Origin of the sequence: Pseudomonas sp. TMW22091, assembly GCF_022496705.1 — a bacterium.
GTDB classification, from domain to species: Bacteria; Pseudomonadota; Gammaproteobacteria; order Pseudomonadales; family Pseudomonadaceae; genus Aquipseudomonas; species Aquipseudomonas saxonica.
On the sequence record NZ_SCFI01000002.1, the window covers coordinates 427695 to 450746 of the forward strand.

The following is a 23052-nucleotide window of genomic DNA, read 5'->3' on the forward strand; positions in this document are numbered from 1 at the left end:
TGTCCCGTTTTGCGACCGCTGCGCGCTCGATCGCAGCCTTCGGCAGCGGCTACGATGAGCGGGAGGGGCTGAACTAGCGTCTGGACACTTAATGCCCGTGGTCGTTGTGCGCCTCAACCGGCGCATCTTTGGTTACATGCTTGACCAGCTTGCCGATGGTCAGGCCCTGGAACAGGATCGACGACAGCACCACGATGTAGGTGATACTCAAAATCAGGTCGCGTTCAGGGCCCAACGGCAGTGCCAGCGCCAGCGCCACAGAAACACCGCCGCGCAAACCGCCCCACGTCAGAATACGAATCGTGCCGCGCGGCACTGTCCGCCAGCGACGCAACAGCACAATGGCGGGAGCCACGGTGAGCAGGCGAGAAAGCAAAATGGCCACGGCCAGCACACTGGCGGCCAGCAAATGCAGCCACGAGAACGGCAACAGCAACAGTTCCATGCCGATCAACGCAAACAGCAGCGCATTGAGCATGTCATCCAGCAGTTCCCAGAAACCGTCCATGTAGCGACGGGTCATTTCGTTCATGGCCTTGTTGCGGCCCAGATTGCCAATAATCAAACCGGCTACAACCATCGCAATCGGTGCCGACACATGCAGTTCACTGGCCATGGCCGAGCCGCCAATCACCAGAGCCAGTGTCAGCATCACCTCGATTTGGTATTGCTCAATGCTTTTGATCATCCGGTAGACCAGATAACCGATCAGCCCGCCGAACACCACGCCGCCAATCGCTTCATGGGCGAACAACATGGCCGTCGCACTGATACTCGGGGTTTCGCCCAATTGCACAATGCCCAACAACACGGTGAATACCACAACGGCGGTGCCGTCATTGAACAGCGATTCGCCCACGATGGTGGTTTTAAGCGGTTTGGAGGCGTTCGCGGTTCGCAGCACACCGAGCACTGCGATCGGATCGGTCGGGGAAATCAACGCACCGAAGAGCAAGCAGTACAAGAAGCTCACATGCCAGCCGAACAGGGCGAAAATCCAGTACGCCAAACTGCCGATCACCGTGGTGGCGATCAGCACACCGACAGTGGCCAGCAGGCCAATGGGCCACCGGTAACTGCGCACATCATTGATGTTCACGTGCAAGGCACCTGCAAACAGCAGGAACGACAGCATCCAGTTCATCAGCAAATCGCCAAAGTCGATCTGGCCGATCAGCTCTTGCACGCGCTCTTCAAGGCCCGGATACCCGAGAAAGCTCAGGCCCTGCAACAGCAGCGAAAACATAAGGGCGGTGACCATGACGCCAATCGTGGGTGGCAGGCCAATGAAACGGAAGTTCACATACGTCAGCAGTGAAGTCAGGCAGATAAACGCAGCAACAAGTTCAAGCATTCGGGATCCTGTGGAAGTGGCAGAGAGGGGTAGGCTGATCAGGTCAGGCCACTTATTGGATGCACCCCCCTGCGTCAGGGGCACATCGCAGGGGCGTGACAAACGGGCGCAATGGCTGGCAATCATTGACCGTCTTGAAGGCGGATGGTTGCAGAGCGTTGGGAATTAGCGATGTTAGCGGCTGATCAACCTGTCGAGTGACGTGTCGACACACGACTGGGCCACCTCAATCAGGTGCATCACCGAAATCAACTCTTCGTTGGGTAAGCCATGCAGGGTACCCCCGGCTTGACGCAACACCTGCGACGCATGAGCGAGCGTTGCTTTTAGCTTGACGCCATCGTGGCTCGCAATGATGGCCGATGTCATTTTAGCTAACGGTGGCGTGTCAGACAGGTAGAAGTCCAGTGCGCGATTGGCGGCGTCGCGGTCGAGCAACAAGGCGTCATGGGTCATAGCCGAAATGTCAGTTGACGTTATAGAGGGGCGGCCAACGTGGGAAGTCTCGGTACCGGTCGTTGGCGATATTGTTTTCAAATTTTGCATGCTCTTCCTTGGGTATGAGTGTCTGTCGGCAAAAGTGCTTGAAGTGATGCTGTCATTTATCAAAGAAATAAACATGTGCATAAAAGAATGATTAATTGTTTTGAGCAATTAAAAGTTTATAAAAATTAATTCTGTTTTTGTAAGGTGGGTGAGTGGTGAGGAAAAATTCCTACACTAATTTGTGATTATGCCTTGCTGCAATGAGTAGTGCGTGATGTATAAAATGTTTTGGTTTAACGGGTGCAGTAATCCGGTTGATGTTTTGTTTTTAATACTGTTGCGTGTGCGGGGGGCTTGGGAGGGGATGTACAGGCGTGGGCACTGAGGGTTTGCAAATGCACCGCAGAGAAAAAAATGAACACCTGAAAAGCAATATTCGTTATTTGATTAAAAGTCGTGGCGAGACCCAGCTGTCACTGTGCAACGCCAGCGGTCTAACTCGCACGACTATTTACAATATTCTAGAGGGCAGAGTTACAAACGTTCAGCATTCAACGGTGCGCAAAATATCGGATTTTTTCGGCGTTTCTTATAAAGAAATTGAGCAGGTTGATTTTGAAGAAAAAGAAGCTGTTGATCAGAGTATTTCTTTTGCAGGCAATATGAATCCGGCAGCAGTGCCGATTGTTCCGGAAGATCAGCTAATCAATTGCCTGGGCAAAACAGTGGGGGAGTTGGTCACGTTATATCCACTCACTTACTATTTTGGTCGAGGTCATAACGTGCTGGCTGTGTTGCTAAAGCATGCGCTTGTGGAAATTAATGAGCCTGGCGACATGTTGATCGTTCATAAAGGAGTATTCGAAAAAGGGGGCGATAATCTGGCTTACGATTCCCAAACACTTAAGTTGTGTGTGCTGAGGGAGTTGGGCGATGAAGAAAGTGGCAGGTGTTTGATCGGGCGTATTATCGAGGAACGATTCAATGATCTGTAAGTGTGCGGGCGATAATATCAGTTACAAGTTGCTGGGCTTCGAAAATGATAAAAATATAGCGATTGTGATGATTGTCGCGACGGGCAAGTTGATGAAGATCAAATTGTCGGAGTTGATGCGCAGTGAGGTCATGAGCGATCTTAATGCGACGGAAGTCAAAGCGATTCATAAGAAATTCTATTCTCAGCAGGGCGCTGTAACGACTTATGACTTCAAAGACCGCCATGAAAGGTCTTGGATGATGTACGTTGCTTTAAACATGCTCCTGTTCACGCTCTATTTATTTACCAATATAGCAGCCCTTAAACCTATTTTTCTTGAGTGGCCCGGCATTGTGGTCACAGCGGGTACGTTTCTTTACCCACTGACTTTTTTGGTGGTCGATATATTGAATGAGTTCTATGGGCTAAGGCTGGCAAGAAGAGCCATAGGGTTCGCGTTTTTCAGTAATGGGTTGATCATTGTGATGCTCAGTGCAACAACCAGCCTACCTGGGCTAGCCGGTTGGGCATTGGATGAACCGTATACTCAAGTTATTGGAAGTCTCTCTGCCGTATTAATTGCTTCGTTGGTCTCTTTTCTTGTGTCTGAATACGTAAATACGTACCTCCTGTGCAAAATTAAAGAGTTGACCAATTCTAAGTACCTCTATGTTCGTGTGTTTTTGAGTACGTTCTGCGCGGTAATAATAGACAGTGTGCTGTTTTGTTTTTTAGCATTTTACGGTGTTATGGAAACCGATGATTTGGTGGGTATGCTGGTTGTTCAAATACTCATCAAAGTCATATTTGCGTTTGTGAATGTCCTGCCTGCTTATGGCGCAAGGGCGCTTTTTAAGCGGTATGTATTTTCTGAGGGGGCGAGATAAGGCAATCAAGGCGAGCTATCAACACACGGAGTGTTAATAGCTGTTCAATCTTTATCAAGCCATGTTTAGTTTTTTATGCAAGCTGTCGCGTACCGTCTGTTTGTTTTCCAGAAAATACTGCAAGCCTTTGGCCCTCAGGTCGCATGCCGCACAGTTACCACACCCGCTTCCAATAATGCCGTTATAGCACGTCAGCGTGTGTTCACGGATCAAGTCCAATTGGTTGTAATGATCGGCCAGGGCCCATATTTCGGCTTTGTTTAACGACATCAAAGGTGTTTCAATCTGTACGTTGTATTCCATGCCTGATTTGATCGCATGGTTAAGCGATTTTACAAATTCGTCCCGGCAGTCCGGGTAGCCAGAGAAATCCGTTTCACACACGCCTGTGATCACTGTTTCTGCTTGAACTTGGTAGGCATAAATCGACGCCAACGTCAGAAATAAAATATTGCGGCCAGGCACAAAGGTATTGGGTAAACCCTTTGCTTCTGACTGATTTGTGTCCGGCACAGGTATGTCATTGCGGGTCAGGCTACTGACCGTTAACGCATTGAGAATGGATGCATCCAATACAGTATGTGCGGTGATACCCAGTTGACGCGATAACGCTAATGCGGTCTCTATCTCTGCCCGGTGGCGTTGGCCATAGTCAAACGTGATGCAATGGATTTCTTCAAAGCGGGGCAGAGCATGCAATAAGCATGTTGTTGAATCTTGTCCGCCGCTAAAGACGATGACAGCTTTTCTATTCATTTCGCTCGCTCGTTCGTTCGTGGCTGCAAGGTTGTTGCGATATTTATTTAAGCGGCGAGACTATTCCCCGGTTGTGACAGGTACAAGCGAGTGGCGTTTTCTAGGAAGCTTCCAGCTGTTATAGCGATTAGTCCTACGGACTGTGCTAAAACTACTCGCTATGAAACGTTAAAAAGGAAATTCCAATGACGGTTGCCTTCTGGTGTGTACTGATTGCCCTTTGCTTGCCCTACGTATGTACCGGCATTGCGAAATTCAGTGGGGGCAAGTTCGGGCCTCGGCAAAATCACGACCCCCGATCTTTTCTTGAAACTCTGGACGGTTTCGCCAAGCGCGCCCATAGCGCTCAGCTCAACAGCTTTGAAGTGACACCCGCGTTTGCCGCTGCAGTGATCATTGCTGACATCGTGGGCAACGCCCAGCCAGTGACTATCGATGTACTGGCCGTGTTGTTTATCACCAGCCGCCTGCTGTACATCATTTGCTACCTGGCTGATTGGGCGATGATGCGCTCCATTGTGTGGTTTATCGGCATGGGGCTGATCGTCAGCTTCTTCTTTGTGTCTATGTAAATGCATGAATATGTAGCCGCTGCCGAAGGCAGCGACTACATCGTTTACACCCTGTTATTACTGTGGCAACGCTGCACCCTTAGGCCACAGCAACCAGATATTACCTTTCTGCTTCATGTCGCCTGCAATTTGCCCGGCTTCAGGGCCCGTACCGACAAAGAAGTCAGCCCGAACTTCGCCGGCAATGGCGCCCCCTGTGTCCTGGGCCGCTACTGGGCGAACAATGGGCTGGCCGTCGGCCTGGGTTGTTGACAGCCAGAGCAAACTGCCCAGCGGGATGACTTTGCGATCCACCGCCACGCTGTAGCCCGCCGTGAGCGGAACATTCAGTGAGCCGCGGGGCCCTTCGTTGCTGTCAGGGTTTTGGGTGAAGAACACGTAGCTCGGATTGCTGGCCAGCATTTCGTGAACCCGTTCTGGATGAGCCATTGCCCAAGCGTGAATCGTGCCCATGGTCACGTCTTCTTTTTTCAGCTCGCCCTGCTCAACCAGCCAGCGTCCTATGGGTTTATACGGATGGCCGTTTTGGTCGGCATAACCAATTCGCAGTTGGCGGCCATCGTCCAGTTGTACGCGGCCGGAACCCTGAATTTGCAGAAATTGCAGGTCCATCGGGTCTGTCAGCCACGCGAGTACGGGGGCGTTCAGGCCTTTGCCATTGATCGTTTCAGCCGTGTCATATGGCTTGAGTACCCGGCCTTCAAGGCGGCCACGCAGTCGTTTGCCCTTGAGTTCGGGGTAGATGCTGTCCAGATTAACCACTACCAGATCGGACGGTACGCTGTAGATCGGTACATTAGCGGTTTGGGTCGGCTTCAGGCTGCCGGGGTAAACCGGTTCGTAATAACCGGTGATCAACCCGTCGCTGCTGCCTTCTGCGGAGCGCAGGGTGTACACATCCAGATGGGCCTGCAAAAAATTGCTGATTTCAGGCACGCTCGGGCTGGCCGGCAGGTTGGCAGCATCGCTGCACACGCTGCCCCAATTAGGATCGGCCTTGAGGCGGGTACACGCGCTGCGCCAAGAAGCAAAGCCACTTTGCAGATCATTACCTGTCACTTGCGGCAACGCGTTCCAGTCGGCTTTGCTGTAGGTGGTGTGAGGTTCTGGTTTTACCGTGTCTTTGTCGGTGCCGTTGCAGCCGGCCAATAACAGGGCAGTGGGCAAGACCCAGGCGAACGGCTTGAAAAATAGGTTCATCAGCAAAATTCCTTCAAGGGTTGCCGAGGTTTAATTCCCTTCAAGGCAAACCCTATATTCAATAGGGGTATTGGTGTTTGCAGGGTGCAAGAGGATACTGGCGGCCGATTTCTGCGACGTGAAACCACTCTGATGTTTATACGACGGTCTCTACTAGTGCTTGCCTGCGTGATGTTATCGGCGTGTGGTGGGGTTGATCCCCATTCGCCACTGGGCCAGCGTAAAGCGATTTTCAAACACATGCTCAACACCAGTGAAGAACTGGGTGGCATGTTACGTGGCCGTCTTGCGTTCGATGGCCCTCGTTTTAGCGAAGGTGCGGTCAAGCTTGATGCGTTGGCCCATGAGCCGTGGAAGCATTTTCCTGAGGTTAAAGAATCTGATCAGACCAGCGCGACCGAAGAAGTCTGGAAAAATCAGGCACGTTTTCAGGCATTGGCCCGACAGTTGGAAGCGGCTACCGGTGAATTGGTGGTCGCCAGTCGGGTGCAGCCTTATGACATCAGTCGCCTGTCGCCCGCCGTACAACAAGTTGAAGACACGTGCAGCGGGTGCCACAAGGTATTTCGTAATCATTGAATGAAGCTGAAAGCCAAAGCCCCCTCACCCTAGCCCTCTCCCAGAGGGAGAGGGGACTGACCGCACGCTGAGTTGAAATCACTGCCTATCAACCCTCTCTCCCAGAGGGAGAGGGGACTGACCGCACGCTGACTTGAAATCATTGCCTATCAACCCTCTCTCCCAGAGGGAGAGGGGACTGACCGCACGCTGAGTTGAAATCACTGCCTATCAACCCCCTCTCCCGGAGGGAGAGGGGACTGACCGCACGCTGACTTGAATCACTGCCTATCAACCCTCTCTCCCAGAGGGAGAGGGGACTGACCGCACGCTGAGTTGAAATCACTGCCTATCAACCCACTCTCCCGGAGGGAGAGGGGACTGACCGCACGCTGACTTGAAATCACTGCCTATCAGCCCCCTCTCCCTTTGGGAGAGGGTTGGGGTGAGGGGCTTTACAGCCTTACTTATCCAGTTGATCCAGCGCTTCCTGCAGTTCTTTACGCGATTCAGCCAGCTTGGTTTTGCGCTTGTCGATTTTCTCCGGATCGCCTTTTTTCATGGCCTTGTCCAGATCTGCCTGGCGTTTGCTGACTTCGTGCTTGGCGTCCAGCACCTTGTTTTCGCGTTCTTTCTTCAGGCTCGCGTCGGTGCAATGGGCATCCACTTCGCTCAGGGCTTTTTCCAGACCCGCCACTTGAGAACTGTTGCCGTGAGCGCGCGCCTGCTCAAGTTGTTGGGAGATTTCGTGCTTCTTGGCCGCACAACCAGTCAGTTCAGGCGCCTGTTCGGCAGCCATCAACGGTGCAGCCAGCAGGCCGCAGACAGTAAACAGGGCGAGGGGTGAAAGAAGTTTCATAAAGAGCTCCATGACAAAAGATGACAATAAACACGATTTAAAAGGCAATGCTGCGGGTTGATGCGCGTCTAGTCAAAGCCGGCAATTCCCGCAGCCCGTAATTGTTCACTTAAAGCCAGTACGTTCGGGTCACGCAAAAATGCACTCAGTTGCGCCGCACGCTGGCCTCCTATGCCCGGGTGTGCCTGCCAGGCCTGTTCATCGCGAGCCACCAGCGCTCGCCATGACTGGCCCAAGGGGACGTCGCCAGTGGGTGGCAGGCCGATTGCTTTGACCCAGCGCTCGAACGGTTGTTGGCGTGCTTGCTGCAAACTGTTTAGCAGGCGGGCAATGCGGCGCTCGCCCAAGCCGTCAATGTTAGCAAGCTGTGCGGCATCGAGTGTCAACCAATCCAGCAAGTGGGTGATTCGGCCTGTCTGAATCAAGGTGTTCCAGGTGCCCGGTCCGACAAATGGCAGGGCCAAACCTTTTTTACTGCTGAGCCAGTTCAACCGCGCCACAAACTGGCTTTCACACCCTGGCGTAGCTTGCCAGCAGCTCAGTGCGTGATAATTATTGGGGTCGGGCGCCAGCACTTCAATGCGCTCGCTGGCGCGCATGACAACACTGTCCAGCCGGGGAATAGTCAGGCCAGCAAGGCTGATGGCCACTTGATCGCCAGGGCGGATGTCCAGGCTCTGCCAGCGTTGTAGCGAACCGGCACTGATACGTCTGATGGTGCGGTCGTCGAGTCGCACCGGTGTTAGCTCAAGCATTGGCGTGATGCGCCCGGTACGGCCGATGTTGAAGGTGACGTTGCGCACTTCGCCCAGGGCCTTGGCATGGGGGTATTTCCAGGCGGCGGCCCAGTTCGGTGGTTTTGCCTGCCAGCGTTGCGCAAGGGGGCGTTGGCCCTGGCGTAAAACTACGCCGTCGCTGGCAAACGGCAGAGCGGTGGTGTACCAGCGTTCGCGCCAGAGTTTGGCGTGTTCGATATGTTCGATGGGCTGGCTATACGCCAGGCTGTCAGCAAAGCCCAGCGTGCTCAGGTGATGCAGTCGTTCGGCGTGTGTACCCTGGCCGTCGGGCCAGTCCCAAACAAACAGGCCAATGCCTTGACCTTGTTCGGCGCTCAGATGTTGGCGTGCCATAAGGCCAGCCACAGTGCTGCGGGCATTGACGCTGCCTGCAACCGCCTGAATATGACCGGGCAAGCGCCAGTACAGTTCGCCTTGCAGCACGATGTCCACAGGCTGCGGCAACTGTTGGGGGATGGCGTTGATGGTACGCGCCGAGCGCTCCCAGTTTTGACCCCGAACGCCATCGCCCCGGCTGATGACCTGCTGCAAACGCCCTTGGCGATAGACCAGCGTGACGGCCACGCCATCCACCTTGGGTTGAATCCACAGGTCCTGTCGGCCTTTGAGCCAGGCTTTCACTGCCTTGTCATCCGCCAGTTTGGCCAGGCCGGTTTGCACCACGGGGTGGGTCATTGGTCCGCCTGCGGTGAGCAGCGGGTTATCCACAGGTAAATCTTTAAAGCACGTTTGCCACTGTTCAAACCGCGTGCGTGAGGCGTCGTAAATCGCATCGCTGACCTGAGATATGCCGAGGCGATGATAGCTGTCGTCCCAATTTTTAAGCTGTTGTTGTAGCGTTTGGTATGTGGCCTCGTCGGGGCATGGCTGAGCCTGCGTATGAAAGGTTACAAGGGCGAGCAACAGCCCGCAGAGAGAAGAGAGTCTGGCCAACATGGTGAGCGTCCTTGCCCGGAGTAAACGTTTAAGGCTAGTGAAGGGTTTTTGGCATAGGCGGGGAGTGCATTGCACCGTGTTTCGGGGGCATGAAAAAAGCCCCGGACAGTTGCCTGTCCGGGGCTTTTGGGTGCAGCAGGGTTACTTACAAGCCAGCCGCAGAACGCAGCTCTTCAGCGCGGTCGGTGCGCTCCCACGTGAACGTGGTGAAGGTGTCATTGCCCACTGTCTTGGTTTGCGGCGTGCGACCGAAGTGGCCGTAGGCTGCGGTTTCCTGATACATCGGGTGCAGCAGGTCCAGCATGGTGGTGATGGCGTATGGACGCAGGTCGAACACGTCGCGTACCAGCTTGATGATTTTCTCGTCAGAGATTTTGCCGGTGCCGAAAGTGTTCAACGAAATCGAAGTCGGTTGAGCGACGCCGATAGCGTAGGAAACCTGAATCTCGCAGCGCTCAGCCAAACCGGCTGCCACGATGTTCTTGGCCACGTAACGACCGGCGTAGGCGGCCGAACGGTCAACCTTCGATGGGTCTTTGCCCGAGAACGCGCCGCCGCCGTGACGGGCCATGCCGCCGTAGGTGTCCACGATGATCTTGCGACCGGTCAGGCCGCAGTCGCCTACCGGGCCGCCAATGATGAACTGGCCAGTCGGGTTGATGTGGAACTGGGTGTCTTTGTGCAGCAGTTCAGCGGGCAGCACGTGCTTGACGATCAGTTCCATCACGCCTTCACGCAAGTCTTTGTTGGAGACTTCCGGGTTGTGCTGGGTCGACAGTACGATGGCGTCGATGGCTACAACCTTGCCGCCTTCATAACGGCAAGTGACTTGCGACTTGGCATCCGGGCGCAGCCAAGGCAGCAGGCCGGATTTACGGGCTTCAGCCTGGCGCTGAACCAGTTGGTGCGAGAAGGTGATCGGTGCTGGCATCAGCACGTCGGTTTCGTTGCTGGCGTAGCCGAACATCAGGCCCTGGTCGCCGGCGCCCTGATCTTCAGGCTTGGCACGGTCAACACCCTGGTTGATGTCTGGCGATTGCTTGCCGATGATGTTCATCACGCCGCAGGTTGCGCCGTCGAAGCCCACGTCGGAACTGGTGTAGCCGATGTCAGTGATCACGTCACGAACGATTTGTTCCAGGTCAACCCAGGCCGACGTGGTCACTTCGCCGGCGATGATTGCTACGCCGGTTTTCACCAGAGTTTCGCACGCCACACGGGCGAACTTGTCTTCGGCAATGATAGCGTCCAGCACCGCATCAGAAATCTGGTCGGCGATTTTGTCCGGATGCCCTTCAGACACGGACTCGGAGGTGAAAAGGGAGTATTCGCTCATCTCGACGGTTTCCTAATATTTACCGATGGTGAGTGTCGCCAGCTGGCCGCTGAAAGTGGCGGACCTGAATCTGGAAACCATTACGTAAGCCTACATAGAGGCTTTCCCCGGGAACGAGTCCCGCAGCGGTGGCCCAACGGGCCAGATCATCTTGTTCAAAACCAAGCCAAAGGTCGCCGCAGGCTTCGCGGGCCCACGCCTGATTATGGCTACACAACTCTGTTACCAACAGGCTACCGCCAGGTTGCAGCAGGTTGGCCAGTTGCCTGAGTGCTTCGGCCGGTGCGGCGAAATGGTGCAAGACCATGTTCACAACGACGCAATCGGCGTGGATCTGTGCATCCTGCAACGCGTCGGCCAGGATCAGCCGGACGTTCTTCAGTGACTCGCGTTCACATAGCTGGCGGGCCAGCTCAAGCATCACAGGGCTGTTGTCCAGTGCCGTGACCTGATGAAAGCGACGGGCCAGATCGGGTAAGAAACTGCCATCCCCGGGGCCCACTTCCAGGGCCGTAGCCGCTGGGTTGAAGCTCAGTTTATCCAACAAGGCCAGAACGCTATCCCGGTACTGTGGCAAACCTGCGATCAAATCCTGTTGAGCGCGAAATTTTTCAGCGATGCGTGAGAAAAAGTCCTGACTGGCCGCTGCCCGTTGCCCGTGTACGGCACTGATGCGCGCGAGAACGTCGGTGGGCAGGGTCAGATTGTCGACTTCTTCGAGCAGGGCCGCGTGCAGTTTGCCGCCCAGTTGATCCGTGTGGGGCAGGGCGCGACGATAAAAAATCGCATTGCCTTCACGCCGTGTCGCAACCAGCCCGGCCTGGGACAACACCTTGAGGTGGTGGCTCATGCCGGACTGGCCGGTTGCAAAAATGTGCGTCAGTTCCAGCACACCGAACGAATCGTTGGCCAGAGCACGCAGTACATTCAGTCGCAGCGGGTCGCCACCGGCCTTGCACAGGGCGGAAAGCTCATCGCAATCGTCATGACGGATTGAAGGTACGCGTAGGTTCATGGGGCCGCAGTCTAGTTACCCGGTTCGTCGCTCGCAAGTTCAATATCAAAACTTTTTGATATTGATGCGTGAAGGGTGCGTTTGTCGGGATACGTGAGTGAAATGACGAAATGAAATGTCCGATCCTTAACAGGTGGAACGGTTAAGCACAGGAAAAACGCCTCAAGCGACTATCTGTCATTGCCCAGCGGCAGTGGGTGAGGGAAAATGCTCGCCTTTTTTCCGTTTCGTTTTATTTATTAAATACCCAGGAGAACAGCGATGCCCAGCCGTCGTGAGCGTGCCAACGCCATTCGTGCACTCAGCATGGATGCCGTGCAAAAAGCCAACAGCGGCCATCCAGGTGCCCCTATGGGTATGGCGGATATCGCCGAAGTACTGTGGCGCGATTATCTGAAGCACAACCCGAGCAACCCGTCGTTCGCTGACCGTGACCGCTTTGTGCTGTCCAACGGTCACGGTTCGATGTTGATCTACTCGTTGTTGCACCTGACCGGCTATGACCTGTCGATCGACGATCTGAAAAGCTTCCGCCAATTGCACAGCCGTACCCCGGGTCACCCGGAGCTGGGCTACACGCCGGGCGTTGAAACCACCACTGGCCCATTGGGTCAGGGTTTTGCCAACGCAGTGGGTTTTGCACTGGCTGAAAAAGTCATGGGTGCACAGTTCAACCGCCCAGGCCACGACATCGTTGACCACCACACCTATGTGTTCATGGGTGATGGCTGCATGATGGAAGGTATTTCCCACGAAGTTGGCTCACTTGCCGGCACGTTGGGTCTGAGCAAGCTGATCGCGTTCTACGACGACAACGGCATCTCCATCGACGGCGAAGTGGAAGGCTGGTTCACCGACGACACGCCAAAGCGTTTTGAAGCCTACAACTGGCAAGTGATCCGCAACGTTGACGGTCACGATCCGGAAGAAATCAAAACGGCCATCGAAACCGCCCGCAAAAGCGACAAGCCAACGCTGATCTGCTGCAAAACCACAATCGGTTTCGGTTCGCCGAACAAGCAGGGCAAGGAAGATTGCCACGGTGCTCCATTGGGCAACGACGAAATCGCCCTGACCCGTACTGCGCTGAACTGGAACCACGGTCCTTTTGAAATCCCGGCTGATATCTACGCCGAATGGGATGCCAAACAAGCCGGTGCTGCGGTTGAATCCGAGTGGGACAAACGTTTTGCTGCCTACGCGGCCGAGTTCCCGGAGCTGGCGGCTGAGTTGTCCCGCCGTCTGAGCGGCAAATTGCCGGCTGACTTCGATGCCAAGGCCACTGCCTACATCAATGAAGTTGCGGCCAAAGGCGAGACCATCGCCAGCCGTAAAGCCAGCCAGAACACCCTGAACGCCTTTGGCCCGCTGTTGCCAGAGCTGTTGGGCGGCTCGGCTGACCTGGCCGGTTCCAACCTGACCCTGTGGAAAGGCTGCAAAGGCGTTTCGGCGCAAGACGCCAGCGGTAACTACATGTACTACGGCGTACGTGAGTTCGGCATGAGCGCCATCATGAACGGCGTCGCGGTTCACGGTGGTCTGGTGCCTTACGGCGCAACCTTCCTGATGTTCATGGAATACGCCCGTAACGCTATCCGCATGTCGGCCCTGATGAAGCAGCGTGTGATCTATGTGTTCACCCACGACTCCATCGGTCTGGGTGAAGACGGTCCGACGCACCAGCCGGTTGAGCAACTGACCAGCCTGCGTACGACGCCGAACCTGGACACCTGGCGTCCAGCCGACGCGGTGGAATCCGCAGCGGCCTGGAAATTCGCACTGGAGCGCAACGACGGCCCTTCGGCGCTGATCTTCTCGCGTCAGAACCTTAACCACCAAACCCGTGATGCCGGTCAAATTGCCGACATCAACCGCGGTGGTTATGTGCTGAAGGACTGTGCAGGCGAGCCTGAGCTGATCCTGATCTCGGCGGGTTCCGAAGTGGGCCTGGCTGTTCAGGCTTGGGAAAAGTTGACTGAACAAGGTCGTAAGGTGCGTGTTGTGTCGATGCCTTGCACCAGCGTTTATGAAGCTCAGGACGCGGGCTACAAGCAGTCGGTTCTGCCGCTGCAAGTCAGTGCCCGTATTGCCATCGAAGCTTCCCATGCGGACTACTGGTACAAGTACGTCGGTCTGGAAGGCCGCGTGATTGGCATGACCACCTACGGTGAGTCGGCGCCTGCGCCAGCGTTGTTCGAAGAGTTCGGTTTCACTCTGGAAAACATCCTGGGTCAGGCTGAAGAACTGCTGGAAGACTAAGTAAGTCTCTCTGTAGCCGCTGCCGCAGGCTGCGATAAGGGCCGCGCGACCTTCGTTTCAAAAAGGTCGCTGCGCAACCCATCGCAGCCTTCGGCCGCGGCTACAGGGTTTTGCATTGACTGCCCGCCCTGATAAGAGAACCCCATGCCTCAACCGCGTCCTTACAAAGTTGCACTCAACGGCTATGGCCGGATTGGCCGTTGCGTCTTGCGTGCGTTGTTTGAGCGAGGGGCTGCTGCCGGGTTTGAAATTGTTGCACTCAATGATTTGGCCGATATGGCCAGTCTCGAATATTTGACGCGTTTCGACTCCACTCACGGCCGGTTTCCGGGCGAGATACGGATCGAAGGCGACTGCCTGCATATCAATGGCGACTGCGTGAAAGTGTTCCGCAGTGCCACTCCTGAAGGGATCGACTGGGCCTCGTTGGGCGTTGATCTGGTGCTGGAATGCTCCGGCGCATACAACACCCGCACCGATGGTCAGCGTTTTCTCGACGCCGGGGCACCTGCTGTATTGTTTTCGCAACCGATGAGCAGTGAGGCGGATGTAGACGCCACCATCGTGTTCGGCGTGAACCAGCAAAGCCTGACCGGCCAAGAGCGTCTAATCTCAAACGCGTCCTGCACCACCAACTGCGGTGTACCGCTGTTGCGTTTGCTGGACCAGGCGTTCGGTCTGGAATACGTGTCGATCACCACCATTCACTCGGCGATGAACGATCAGCCAGTGATTGATGCATACCATGATGAAGATCTTCGTCGTACACGTTCGGCGTTTCAGTCAGTGATTCCGGTGTCCACGGGCCTGGCTAAAGGTATTGAGCGATTGTTGCCGGAACTTGCTGGCAGAATTCAGGCCAAAGCCGTACGGGTGCCGACCTTGAATGTGTCGTGCCTCGACATCACCCTGGTCACGGCGCGCGACACTGACGCCGCAGAAGTTAACCGCGTACTGCGCGAAGCCGCCACGTGCGGCCCGCTCAAAGGCTTGTTGGCGTATACCGAATTGCCGCACGCCAGTTGTGATTTCAACCATGACCCGCATTCGGCGATTGTTGATGCCAGTCAGACCCGTGTTTCCGGCCCCCGGCTGGTGAACTTGCTGGCCTGGTTCGACAACGAATGGGGTTTTGCCAATCGAATGATCGATGTGGCAGAGCACTATCTGCACGTTACTCAACCTCAATCTGCTCCATAACATTAGAAACTCAGGAATTGCGACCCATGACCGTGTTGAAGATGACCGACCTCGATCTGCAAGGTAAACGCGTACTGATCCGTGAAGACCTCAACGTTCCGATCAAGGACGGTGAAGTCACCAGCGATGCGCGCATCCTTGCTTCGCTGCCGACCATCAAGCTGGCGTTGGAAAAAGGCGCGGCGGTCATGGTCTGCTCGCATTTGGGGCGCCCGACTGAAGGTGAGTTCTCAGCTGAAAACAGCCTCAAGCCAGTGGCTGAGTACCTGAGCAAAGCATTGGGCCGTGAAGTGCCGCTGGTGAGCGATTACCTTAATGGCGTAGACGTTAAGCCCGGCGACATCGTGCTGTTCGAGAACGTGCGCTTCAACAAAGGCGAAAAGAAAAACGCCGACGAACTGGCCAAGCAATACGCCGCCCTGTGCGACGTATTTGTGATGGACGCTTTCGGCACGGCTCACCGCGCTGAAGGTTCGACCCATGGCGTTGCCAAGTTTGCCAAGGTGGCCGCTGCGGGCCCATTGCTGGCGGCTGAACTGCACGCGCTGGGCAAGGCACTGGGGGCTCCGGCCAAACCGATGGCTGCTATTGTTGCCGGCTCCAAGGTGTCGACCAAACTCGACGTGTTGAACAGCCTGAGCCAGATTTGCGACTTGCTGATTGTGGGCGGCGGTATCGCCAACACTTTCCTAGCCGCTGCCGGTCATCCGGTGGGCAAATCGCTGTACGAGCCAGACTTGCTGGACACCGCTCGCGCCATCGCAGCCAAGGTCAACGTACCGTTGCCTGTTGACGTGGTGGTCGCCAAGGAGTTCGCTGAAAGCGCTGCTGCGACGGTCAAGCTGGTCGCTGATGTGGCCGAAGACGACATGATTCTGGATATTGGCCCGCAAACTGCAGCCAACTTCGCCGAACTGCTGAAATCCTCGAAAACCATCCTGTGGAACGGCCCGGTGGGTGTTTTCGAGTTTGATCAATTCGGTAACGGCACTAAAGTATTGGCCCATGCCATTGCTGACAGCTCGGCGTTCTCTATTGCGGGCGGTGGCGACACCTTGGCCGCCATCGATAAATACGGTGTGGCGGATCAAATCTCCTATATCTCGACTGGCGGCGGGGCGTTCCTTGAGTTTGTCGAAGGCAAAGTGCTGCCTGCTGTTGAAGTGCTGGAAAGCCGCGCTAAAGGTTGAATGTGATGCAGGCCCTGAAAGGAAGCATGGACATGGTCAAGGCGTTACCGCTGTTAATGATTGCGGGCTTTTTGGCCGGTTGTGCCGGTTCACCAGAACCGTCGCCCGAAGCGGCTACGCCCGAAGAGAGCGGCTGCTACCAGGCAGACTGGCAGGCGCAGAGCGTGCCACTGGTCAATAAGCGATCAGGGCCTGAAGCGCTGGAAAAATACGAGACACCCCAACCTTCCAAAGAGCGCGGGTGTCCGTAACGCCTTAATACCGGTAGCCGCTGGCGTAGGCTGCGATCGAGCCCGCAGGGTTCGCGCTTTTGAAAAGCGAAGGTTCTGCGAACCTATCGCAGCCTTCGGCAGCGGCTACAGATGATGAATGCCCGCAGTCGGCTAACCCCCGATCTGCAATAACTTGAATAGCAGCCGCCGCTACGGCAGGCTTGCACGATTAACGACCCTCGTCCGGGAGAGATACGTACCATGGCACTTATTAGCATGCGCCAGATGTTGGACCACGCCGCCGAATTCGGTTACGGCGTTCCAGCTTTCAACGTCAACAACCTTGAGCAGATGCGCGCCATCATGGAAGCCGCTGACAAGACTGACTCTCCGGTGATCGTTCAGGCCTCGGCCGGTGCGCGCAAGTACGCAGGTGCTCCTTTCCTGCGCCACTTGATCCTGGCTGCCATCGAAGAATTCCCGCATATCCCGGTGTGCATGCACCAGGACCACGGCACCAGCCCTGACGTGTGCCAGCGTTCCATCCAACTGGGCTTCAGCTCGGTGATGATGGACGGCTCGCTGGGCGAAGACGGCAAGACCCCAACCGACTATGACTACAACGTTCGTGTGACGCAGCAAACTGTTGCTCTGGCGCACGCTTGCGGTGTATCGGTTGAAGGCGAACTGGGTTGCCTGGGTTCTCTGGAAACCGGCATGGCTGGCGAAGAAGACGGTATCGGTGCCGAAGGCGTTCTGGATCACAGCCAGATGCTGACCGACCCGGAAGAAGCCGCTGACTTCGTCAAGCGCACCCAAGTGGATGCTCTGGCGATTGCCATCGGTACGTCGCACGGCGCTTACAAGTTCACCAAGCCACCTACTGGCGACGTGTTGGCCATCGACCGTATCAAAGAAATCCACAAGCGTATTCCGAACACTCACCTGGTGATGCACGGTTCGTCTTCGGTGCCACAAGAGTGGCTGAAGATCATCAACGAATACGGCGGCGACATCAAAGAAACCTACGGTGTGCCGGTAGAAGAAATCGTGGAAGGCATCAAACACGGCGTGCGTAAGGTCAACATCGACACTGACCTGCGTCTGGCATCGACTGGCGCCATGCGCCGCCTGATGGCCACCAACCCAAGCGAGTTCGACCCACGCAAGTTCTTCGGCGCAACCGTGACTGCCATGCGTGACGTGTGTATCGCTCGTTATGAAGCGTTCGGCACCGCAGGCAATGCTTCGAAGATCAAGCCGATCTCCCTCGAAGCCATGTACCAGCGTTACCTCAAAGGTGAGCTGAACGCCAAGGTCAACTAAGACCTGGCGCTTCAAAAAAACCCGCAGAGATGCGGGTTTTTTTGTGGCTTTCAGAAAACCCCTCACAACGCCTCTCCCGGAGGGAGAGGGGACTCAGCGAGTTGTAACGTTCATCCATGACAAACATGGATTCAGTGGCCAATTCAGCTATTGCTAACAAGCGTCAATATCCCCCAATCAGTCCCCTCTCCCTCTGGGACAGGGTTAGGGTGAGGGCTGTTGTTGCGGGTCTATGCCGTTGCCCCGGAGCAAGGCATTCACCAGTGAGCGCGACATCTCTACCGAATGCACCAGCGACCACACCAGCCCGCGCTCCAGACCGCTGCCCCGCTCGGTGATTTCATCGGACACTTCTTCGGCGCTTTTAAGCAGGATCGAGATGTGCTGCAAGGCCGCCAGAGCACTGACATCCGCCAATACGGCAAAAGGTGATTGCACACCGACGGGCTGCGCTTGAGTCGGTAGGAGCGTATCAATGCGAGGAGGATTGGCGCTCAGATCATCCAGAATGCGCCGAGTGGCTTCATCGTGTTTATGATCATCGCGCCGAGGGCGTTTTGGCTTGGAAGCTTTCATGTGTTCTCCACGGGGATCATCATTTGAGCCAGAGGCCACGGCGACTCCAGAAGATAGCCCCGTGACTTTCCATGCCGCAAGCCGAGCTTGAGGTGAACGCACTTTCTCGGAAGCATCCTGCTTTTTTCAGGATAAACGTCTGACTTTGCTGCGCGTTTCTCAGAGTTTGTTGTGGTCAATATCCAGTTTGCTGAACGTGACCTGCGCGCCTTCCCTGCTGTTTCCTGTGTTGTCCTGCACGTAAGCGCCTGCCTTGAAGTAAAGCGGTTTGGTACGCCAGGTTGCACTGATATCCCGTGCCCACAGTTTATTGGCGGCCTTTATCTTCAAGGTGCCACTGGGGGTGAGGTTGATCACGTAGGTAAAGCTTTTGCCCAAGGGAACATTTTCGGCGATGGTCACGACGCGGGAGTTTTCATGGGGACGAAGGCGTACTTTGGCGACCAGACTGCCACTGCCTTTACTGGCCTTGTATTGGTATTCAAGCTTGAGCATGGGTTGTGTGCTCTGGAAGGCATGAATTTGCCCGATAACCACTTTGCCCGAGGAGGGCACCTGATTGACGGTCAGCGTGGCATTCAAAAAGTTGTCGGAGGCGGTGTAGAGCCAGTTACGCAAGGCGCCGTCCGAGCGGGTTTCACGTAATTCGCTGCGCGGGTAGATGGCATTTTCGGTTTTGCTGCCGGTCACGGGAGCCCAGAAAAACAAGGTGCCTGTGTGTGAATGGAAATAGTTGTTTTTGTAACCGTTGAGCAACTGCGGGGTAGTGATGGTCGCGGGAGGATTGCCGACAGGAACGCTTAAATTCCAGGTAGCCAAATCGATCATTACGAGCCTCAAATTATGGGCACTTACAGGCATAAAACCCATTCGAAGGGTCTAAACCAAGGCTTGGAAGGGACTTCTTTATAAAACGTAGCGGGAGCCAGTAACAGTAGTGGCACCACTTAAATCTCAAATTCGCTACACTGTCGACCTTTTACGCTGTAGCGTTGCGTCTCATGAATGCCCTCAAATACCTTCAGGCTTATCCCCAGACCTTACAGGATCAAGTACGCCAATTAATTGAGCGCGATCAATTGGGCAGTTACTTGAGTGAGCGTTATCCACAACGTCACGCCGTGCAAAGCGACAAAGCCTTGTACGCCTATGCGCTGGAACTTAAACAGGAACACCTGCGTAACGCGCCCTCTTTCGATAAGGTGCTGTTCGATAATCGCCTTGACCTGACTCATCGCGCGCTGGGGCTGCACACCACCATTTCGCGGGTACAGGGTGCCAAACTCAAATCCAAGAAAGAGCTGCGCGTGGCATCGTTATTCAAAGACGCCGCGCCCGAGTTTTTAAAGATGATCGTTGTCCACGAGTTGGCGCATCTCAAAGAGTCGGACCACAACAAGGCGTTTTATAAACTGTGCGAATACATGCTGCCGGGTTATCACCAGCTGGAGTTTGACCTGCGGGTGTATCTCACGTGGCGGGATATGCAAGGCAAATAGTATTCATAGGGAGCGTGTGATGGACGTCAGCAAAACCAAAAGCAGTTTCTACCGGCGTTTGTATGTGGCCTGGTTAATTGATAGTCAAATCGCCAGCAGTGTACCGGCGCTGACCGAGGTCACCGGTATGCCGCGCCGCACAGCTCAAGACACCATTGCCGCATTGGCCGATCTGGATATGGTCTGCGAGTTCGAGCAGCAGGATGGCGCCCGTAATCATGCCGGACGCTATCAAATTCGCAGCTGGGGCCCGATTGACAAGGCCTGGGTGGGCGAACATGTCGCCCAGATCAAGCAGGTCCTGGGTTATCCCTGAATCGTCTCGGCACGGCGCATGCCGATGTGCTCAATGCCATCTTCAAGGTAGGGATCGCCGGCAGTGACGAATTCGTAGCGCTCATAGAACGGCGTCAGGTACGTTTGAGCGGACATGAAAATCGGCATCCCCGGCCAGTACTCTTCGATGTTTTCCAGTGCTTTGGACATGAGTGTATGCCCCAGCTTTTGCCCTCGGCCATCGGGGGCAACGATCACGCGGCCAATGACCACGTCACCGCCCTGTGATTCCGGGTCGAGCAGGCGTGCATACGCCACCAGCTCATCTTCTTGCCAGCCCATCAGATGCAGGGTGTCGCCTGTGAGGTCTTGCCCGTCAACGTCTTGATACGCGCACTTTTGTTCAACCACAAAGACTTTTGAACGCAGTTCGAGGATGGCATAGAGCTGCTCTTTGCCCAGGTCGTTGTGGTGTTTGCACAGCCAGTCGGTCTTCACAGTCTTATCCTTGTTATAGAAACGATGACTGCGATAGTAGGCGTCATCTTTGTTCTCGCCAAGGTTTAAGGCGCTTTGATCAAGTGCGCTGCAAGTGTGCGTAAGGGGCCAAGCTGGCGGCAAATCAGCGCCAGTTGGGTTTGCACCAGACGCTGGTTTTCATCGATGTCATCGGGCATTTGCTCAAGTTCGTTGGCCAACGCCTCTTCGTCATCACTTTGTACGGCAACAGGGTGTTTGGTGTTCAGGCCGTGCGCGATCAGGTCGATGCTGTCGGCAATTTTACGTCCGGCGCCTTCGATCAGGTGCTCGCGAACCTCCGCTGGCAACTGGGCGTCACGGTGCGCGCCCAGGCCGGACAGGTAATTGAGCAGCGTGTGCGAGAGCACTAAAAAGCGAAAGCCCATGTCGGCATCCTTACGGAAGTGCCCTGGCTCCATCAGCATATTGGCCAGTGTGGTCGACAGCGCCGCGTCGGCGTTGTGGGCGTTGCGTCGAGCCAGTCGATAGGCCAGATCGTCACTTTTTCCTTGCGCGTATTGATGCATGATCTGACGCAGATACTGACTGTTACAACTTAAGGTATTGGCCAGCACCTTGTTCAAGCGGCGCCCTTGCCAGTCGGGCAGGAACAGGAACACGGCGGCTGCGGCAATGACGCTCCCTACCAGAGTGTCGAACAGCCTTGGCAGAAACAAGCCGTAACCATCGCCCACCTGATTGAAGCAAAACAGAATCATCAGCGTGATCGCCGCGGTGCTCAAGGTGTAGCGCGTGGTGCGGTTGATGAAGAACACCACCCCGGCCACCACCGCAAACATTGACTGCACCAGCGGGTTGGGGAACAGGTCGAACAGCGCCCACCCCACGGCCAGGCCGATGGCGGTGCCGATGATGCGCTGGCTGAACTTGCGCCGTGTCGCGCCGTAGCTGGGTGAGCAGACAAACAGGGTGGTCAGGATGATCCAGTAGCCCTGGCTGGGGTGAATCCAGTGCACCATCGCAAAACCGATGCTCAGGGCCAGTGGCAAACGCAGCGCGTGGCGAAAAATCAGTGAGGTGGGTGTCAGGTGCTGACGCAAGCGCGACCAGACATCCTTCAGGTTACGCGGTGAGCGATCCAGCAGGCTGCTGTCGGTGGCATCAGCCAACGTGTCGGGATTGCTTGCATCGCTGAGCAACCGGTCGAGGGTTGCGAGGTTTGCGGCCAGCGCCCGCAGCGAACGCAACAGCCCGCGCCAGGCCGGGTTGCTTTGAATGCGCAAGTGTTCGAGCGAGGCGTGCAAGTCGCCCAAGGCTTCGGCAAAGCTGTCGTCATAGACGAAGGGCTGGCGCAGCTTGATCGACTCCGACAGTCGCTGGCAGGCGACGCCTTGCTGGCGCAGCAGGCGCTGGCAACGGAACATCACATCGCTGTGGAAAAACGCATCGGCCAGCGCGTTATACGGGTAATGCGACGAACTGGCACGCTCGTGGATGTCCTGGGCGAGGAAGTAAAGCTTGAGGTAACGGCTCAGCTTGGAGCCCGGCCGCGAGTTGCCGACGCGGTGCAAAATGATTTCTTTGGCGGTATTGAGCGCAGCCACGACTTTGCCGTTTTGTTGCGCCAGCTCCAGTCGTCCGGCCTCGATATCCATGTTGCGGATGGGCTCAAACAACGAGGATTTGATTTTCAGGTACAGGCCCAGTTCCCAGAACAACCGCGCCAGGCTTTGCTGCACCGGCTGATTGGAGAACAGCGCTTGCCACAGCACTGACAGCAGCCCGTACCAGGCGGCCCCTGCCACCAGCAGCAGCGGCTCGTGCCAAAAATCGGTGACTTGCCCACCGCGCTGATCGACCCCGATCATGGTGTAGACAGCCAGAATCAGGGTGGCCGAGGCAATCGCACCATAGCGTTCGCCCACTGCACCGAGCATGGTCAGGGCAAAGGCGGCCAGCGCGAGTGCGCAAACCATCAGCAGTGGATAAGGGAAGAGCAATTCGACCGTAAACGCCGAAGCACTGAAACACACCAACGTGACCAGCAATGCATTCAGGCGGCCTTGCCAGCTGTCATCAGTCTCGGAAAGCGCGCTGGCGATGATCCCCAGAAACAGTGGGATCAACAGCGACATCTCGTCTTGATACCAGCAAAAAGCCATGCTGCCGGTCAAAGCGATAAACACACGAACGCTGTAACTGAACTTGTCCCGCGCCCACAGGCGGCGCAGGGAGTGACTAACGCTTTTCGATGACATGAAGTGGCTGTGCCTTGCGAGTCGATTCGCTAAATTGAGCCAGT

23 protein-coding genes are annotated in these 23052 nt (G+C 55.6%); 11 read left to right on the forward strand and 12 right to left on the reverse strand.

Features of this window, described 5'->3' with window-relative positions; genetic code table 11:
• Nucleotides 1-88 precede the first annotated feature (88 nt).
• Complete coding sequence (locus tag EQV93_RS05740) at nt 89-1354, reverse strand: cation:proton antiporter (RefSeq protein WP_146385878.1); 1266 nt, start codon at nt 1352-1354, stop codon at nt 89-91.
• Nucleotides 1355-1528: 174 nt separating this feature from the next.
• Entirely contained in the window at nt 1529-1900 is a 372-nt protein-coding gene (locus tag EQV93_RS05745) for a DUF3077 domain-containing protein (RefSeq protein ID WP_146385879.1), read from the reverse strand.
• Between the two features lie 335 nt (nt 1901-2235).
• Between EQV93_RS05745 and EQV93_RS05750 the strand changes: the two genes are divergently transcribed.
• Both EQV93_RS05750 and EQV93_RS05755 read left to right on the forward strand, forming a co-directional pair.
• Entirely contained in the window at nt 2236-2835 is a 600-nt protein-coding gene (locus EQV93_RS05750) for a helix-turn-helix transcriptional regulator (RefSeq protein WP_122785453.1), read from the forward strand.
• A complete protein-coding gene (locus EQV93_RS05755) occupies nt 2825-3703 on the forward strand; it encodes a queuosine precursor transporter (RefSeq protein WP_122785452.1) in 879 nt (292 codons plus the stop codon). Before EQV93_RS05750 ends, EQV93_RS05755 begins: the two co-directional genes overlap by 11 nt.
• A gap of 54 nt (nt 3704-3757) precedes the next feature.
• On the opposite strand, the gene queC is transcribed toward EQV93_RS05755, so the two are convergent.
• Entirely contained in the window at nt 3758-4459 is a 702-nt protein-coding gene (gene queC, locus EQV93_RS05760) for a 7-cyano-7-deazaguanine synthase QueC (protein ID WP_240891067.1), read from the reverse strand.
• 185 nt (nt 4460-4644) lie between these two features.
• On the opposite strand from queC, the gene EQV93_RS05765 reads away from it, so the two are divergent.
• Nucleotides 4645-5031, forward strand: coding sequence for an MAPEG family protein (locus EQV93_RS05765; protein WP_122785450.1), 387 nt, complete (start codon nt 4645-4647; stop codon nt 5029-5031).
• A gap of 57 nt (nt 5032-5088) precedes the next feature.
• Here EQV93_RS05765 and mltA read toward each other — a convergent pair whose 3' ends face one another.
• Nucleotides 5089-6231, reverse strand: coding sequence for a murein transglycosylase A (gene mltA / locus EQV93_RS05770; RefSeq protein ID WP_122785449.1), 1143 nt, complete (start codon nt 6229-6231; stop codon nt 5089-5091).
• A gap of 132 nt (nt 6232-6363) precedes the next feature.
• Here mltA and EQV93_RS05775 point away from each other — a divergent pair, with 132 nt between their 5' ends.
• Nucleotides 6364-6810, forward strand: a complete 447-nt coding sequence (locus EQV93_RS05775; protein ID WP_240891069.1) for a c-type cytochrome — start codon at nt 6364-6366, stop codon at nt 6808-6810.
• 442 nt (nt 6811-7252) lie between these two features.
• Here EQV93_RS05775 and EQV93_RS05780 read toward each other — a convergent pair whose 3' ends face one another.
• The 4 genes from EQV93_RS05780 to EQV93_RS05795 all read right to left on the reverse strand — a co-directional run bounded on the left by EQV93_RS05780 (nt 7253) and on the right by EQV93_RS05795 (nt 11732).
• Nucleotides 7253-7648 carry a DUF1090 domain-containing protein gene (locus EQV93_RS05780; protein WP_122785448.1) on the reverse strand — a complete coding sequence of 132 codons (396 nt, stop codon included), beginning with the start codon at nt 7646-7648 and terminating at the stop codon, nt 7253-7255.
• 68 nt (nt 7649-7716) lie between these two features.
• On the reverse strand, nt 7717-9381 hold the full coding sequence (ligB, locus tag EQV93_RS05785; protein WP_240891070.1) for an NAD-dependent DNA ligase LigB: 1665 nt from the start codon (nt 9379-9381) through the stop codon (nt 7717-7719).
• A gap of 145 nt (nt 9382-9526) precedes the next feature.
• The gene (gene metK, locus EQV93_RS05790; protein ID WP_122785446.1) at nt 9527-10717 is read right to left on the reverse strand and encodes a methionine adenosyltransferase; all 1191 of its coding nucleotides are present in this window, start codon (nt 10715-10717) and stop codon (nt 9527-9529) included.
• Nucleotides 10718-10736: 19 nt separating this feature from the next.
• Entirely contained in the window at nt 10737-11732 is a 996-nt protein-coding gene (locus EQV93_RS05795; RefSeq protein WP_240891071.1) for an ArsR/SmtB family transcription factor, read from the reverse strand.
• 261 nt (nt 11733-11993) lie between these two features.
• Here EQV93_RS05795 and tkt point away from each other — a divergent pair, with 261 nt between their 5' ends.
• The 5 genes from tkt (at nt 11994) to fba (ending at nt 17919) form a co-directional block, all read left to right on the forward strand.
• Entirely contained in the window at nt 11994-13991 is a 1998-nt protein-coding gene (tkt, locus tag EQV93_RS05800) for a transketolase (RefSeq protein WP_122785444.1), read from the forward strand.
• Between the two features lie 144 nt (nt 13992-14135).
• Nucleotides 14136-15191: an erythrose-4-phosphate dehydrogenase gene (gene epd / locus EQV93_RS05805; RefSeq protein WP_146385895.1), complete on the forward strand. Its 1056-nt coding sequence runs from the start codon at nt 14136-14138 to the stop codon at nt 15189-15191.
• 26 nt (nt 15192-15217) lie between these two features.
• Nucleotides 15218-16381, forward strand: coding sequence for a phosphoglycerate kinase (locus EQV93_RS05810; protein WP_122785442.1), 1164 nt, complete (start codon nt 15218-15220; stop codon nt 16379-16381).
• Nucleotides 16382-16413: 32 nt separating this feature from the next.
• Nucleotides 16414-16632 carry a hypothetical protein gene (locus tag EQV93_RS05815; protein WP_122785544.1) on the forward strand — a complete coding sequence of 73 codons (219 nt, stop codon included), beginning with the start codon at nt 16414-16416 and terminating at the stop codon, nt 16630-16632.
• A gap of 222 nt (nt 16633-16854) precedes the next feature.
• Nucleotides 16855-17919: a class II fructose-bisphosphate aldolase gene (gene fba, locus EQV93_RS05820; RefSeq protein WP_047278209.1), complete on the forward strand. Its 1065-nt coding sequence runs from the start codon at nt 16855-16857 to the stop codon at nt 17917-17919.
• Between the two features lie 204 nt (nt 17920-18123).
• Here fba and EQV93_RS05825 read toward each other — a convergent pair whose 3' ends face one another.
• Both EQV93_RS05825 and EQV93_RS05830 read right to left on the reverse strand, forming a co-directional pair.
• The gene (locus EQV93_RS05825) at nt 18124-18495 is read right to left on the reverse strand and encodes a hypothetical protein (protein ID WP_240891072.1); all 372 of its coding nucleotides are present in this window, start codon (nt 18493-18495) and stop codon (nt 18124-18126) included.
• A gap of 159 nt (nt 18496-18654) precedes the next feature.
• Nucleotides 18655-19323 carry a polysaccharide lyase family 7 protein gene (locus EQV93_RS05830; RefSeq protein ID WP_122785440.1) on the reverse strand — a complete coding sequence of 223 codons (669 nt, stop codon included), beginning with the start codon at nt 19321-19323 and terminating at the stop codon, nt 18655-18657.
• A 173-nt stretch (nt 19324-19496) separates the two neighbouring features.
• Here EQV93_RS05830 and EQV93_RS05835 point away from each other — a divergent pair, with 173 nt between their 5' ends.
• Both EQV93_RS05835 and EQV93_RS05840 read left to right on the forward strand, forming a co-directional pair.
• A complete protein-coding gene (locus EQV93_RS05835) occupies nt 19497-19994 on the forward strand; it encodes a M48 family metallopeptidase (protein WP_146385897.1) in 498 nt (165 codons plus the stop codon).
• Nucleotides 19995-20013: 19 nt separating this feature from the next.
• The gene (locus EQV93_RS05840) at nt 20014-20310 is read left to right on the forward strand and encodes a winged helix-turn-helix domain-containing protein (RefSeq protein WP_122785438.1); all 297 of its coding nucleotides are present in this window, start codon (nt 20014-20016) and stop codon (nt 20308-20310) included.
• Here the strand turns inward: EQV93_RS05840 and EQV93_RS05845 are convergent.
• Nucleotides 20301-20768 carry a GNAT family N-acetyltransferase gene (locus EQV93_RS05845; protein WP_122785437.1) on the reverse strand — a complete coding sequence of 156 codons (468 nt, stop codon included), beginning with the start codon at nt 20766-20768 and terminating at the stop codon, nt 20301-20303. The two genes, EQV93_RS05840 and EQV93_RS05845, sit on opposite strands and share 10 nt — an antisense overlap.
• Before the next feature lie 65 nt (nt 20769-20833).
• Nucleotides 20834-23008: a YccS family putative transporter gene (yccS, locus tag EQV93_RS05850; protein ID WP_122785436.1), complete on the reverse strand. Its 2175-nt coding sequence runs from the start codon at nt 23006-23008 to the stop codon at nt 20834-20836.
• Nucleotides 23009-23052 lie beyond the last annotated feature (44 nt).

Excerpts from the sequence above, each read along its gene's own strand:
- EQV93_RS05740 (WP_146385878.1), bottom strand. The coding sequence starts at position 1,354 with ATGCTTGAACTTGTTGCTGCGTTTATCTGCCTGACTTCACTGCTGACG.
- EQV93_RS05745 (WP_146385879.1), bottom strand. The coding sequence starts at position 1,900 with ATGCAAAATTTGAAAACAATATCGCCAACGACCGGTACCGAGACTTCC.
- EQV93_RS05750 (WP_122785453.1), top strand. The coding sequence starts at position 2,236 with ATGCACCGCAGAGAAAAAAATGAACACCTGAAAAGCAATATTCGTTAT.
- EQV93_RS05755 (WP_122785452.1), top strand. The coding sequence starts at position 2,825 with ATGATCTGTAAGTGTGCGGGCGATAATATCAGTTACAAGTTGCTGGGC.
- queC (WP_240891067.1), bottom strand. The coding sequence starts at position 4,459 with ATGAATAGAAAAGCTGTCATCGTCTTTAGCGGCGGACAAGATTCAACA.
- EQV93_RS05765 (WP_122785450.1), top strand. The coding sequence starts at position 4,645 with ATGACGGTTGCCTTCTGGTGTGTACTGATTGCCCTTTGCTTGCCCTAC.
- mltA (WP_122785449.1), bottom strand. The coding sequence starts at position 6,231 with ATGAACCTATTTTTCAAGCCGTTCGCCTGGGTCTTGCCCACTGCCCTG.
- EQV93_RS05775 (WP_240891069.1), top strand. The coding sequence starts at position 6,364 with ATGTTTATACGACGGTCTCTACTAGTGCTTGCCTGCGTGATGTTATCG.
- EQV93_RS05780 (WP_122785448.1), bottom strand. The coding sequence starts at position 7,648 with ATGAAACTTCTTTCACCCCTCGCCCTGTTTACTGTCTGCGGCCTGCTG.
- ligB (WP_240891070.1), bottom strand. The coding sequence starts at position 9,381 with ATGTTGGCCAGACTCTCTTCTCTCTGCGGGCTGTTGCTCGCCCTTGTA.
- metK (WP_122785446.1), bottom strand. The coding sequence starts at position 10,717 with ATGAGCGAATACTCCCTTTTCACCTCCGAGTCCGTGTCTGAAGGGCAT.
- EQV93_RS05795 (WP_240891071.1), bottom strand. The coding sequence starts at position 11,732 with ATGAACCTACGCGTACCTTCAATCCGTCATGACGATTGCGATGAGCTT.
- tkt (WP_122785444.1), top strand. The coding sequence starts at position 11,994 with ATGCCCAGCCGTCGTGAGCGTGCCAACGCCATTCGTGCACTCAGCATG.
- epd (WP_146385895.1), top strand. The coding sequence starts at position 14,136 with ATGCCTCAACCGCGTCCTTACAAAGTTGCACTCAACGGCTATGGCCGG.
- EQV93_RS05810 (WP_122785442.1), top strand. The coding sequence starts at position 15,218 with ATGACCGTGTTGAAGATGACCGACCTCGATCTGCAAGGTAAACGCGTA.
- EQV93_RS05815 (WP_122785544.1), top strand. The coding sequence starts at position 16,414 with ATGGTCAAGGCGTTACCGCTGTTAATGATTGCGGGCTTTTTGGCCGGT.
- fba (WP_047278209.1), top strand. The coding sequence starts at position 16,855 with ATGGCACTTATTAGCATGCGCCAGATGTTGGACCACGCCGCCGAATTC.
- EQV93_RS05825 (WP_240891072.1), bottom strand. The coding sequence starts at position 18,495 with ATGAAAGCTTCCAAGCCAAAACGCCCTCGGCGCGATGATCATAAACAC.
- EQV93_RS05830 (WP_122785440.1), bottom strand. The coding sequence starts at position 19,323 with ATGATCGATTTGGCTACCTGGAATTTAAGCGTTCCTGTCGGCAATCCT.
- EQV93_RS05835 (WP_146385897.1), top strand. The coding sequence starts at position 19,497 with ATGAATGCCCTCAAATACCTTCAGGCTTATCCCCAGACCTTACAGGAT.
- EQV93_RS05840 (WP_122785438.1), top strand. The coding sequence starts at position 20,014 with ATGGACGTCAGCAAAACCAAAAGCAGTTTCTACCGGCGTTTGTATGTG.
- yccS (WP_122785436.1), bottom strand. The coding sequence starts at position 23,008 with ATGTCATCGAAAAGCGTTAGTCACTCCCTGCGCCGCCTGTGGGCGCGG.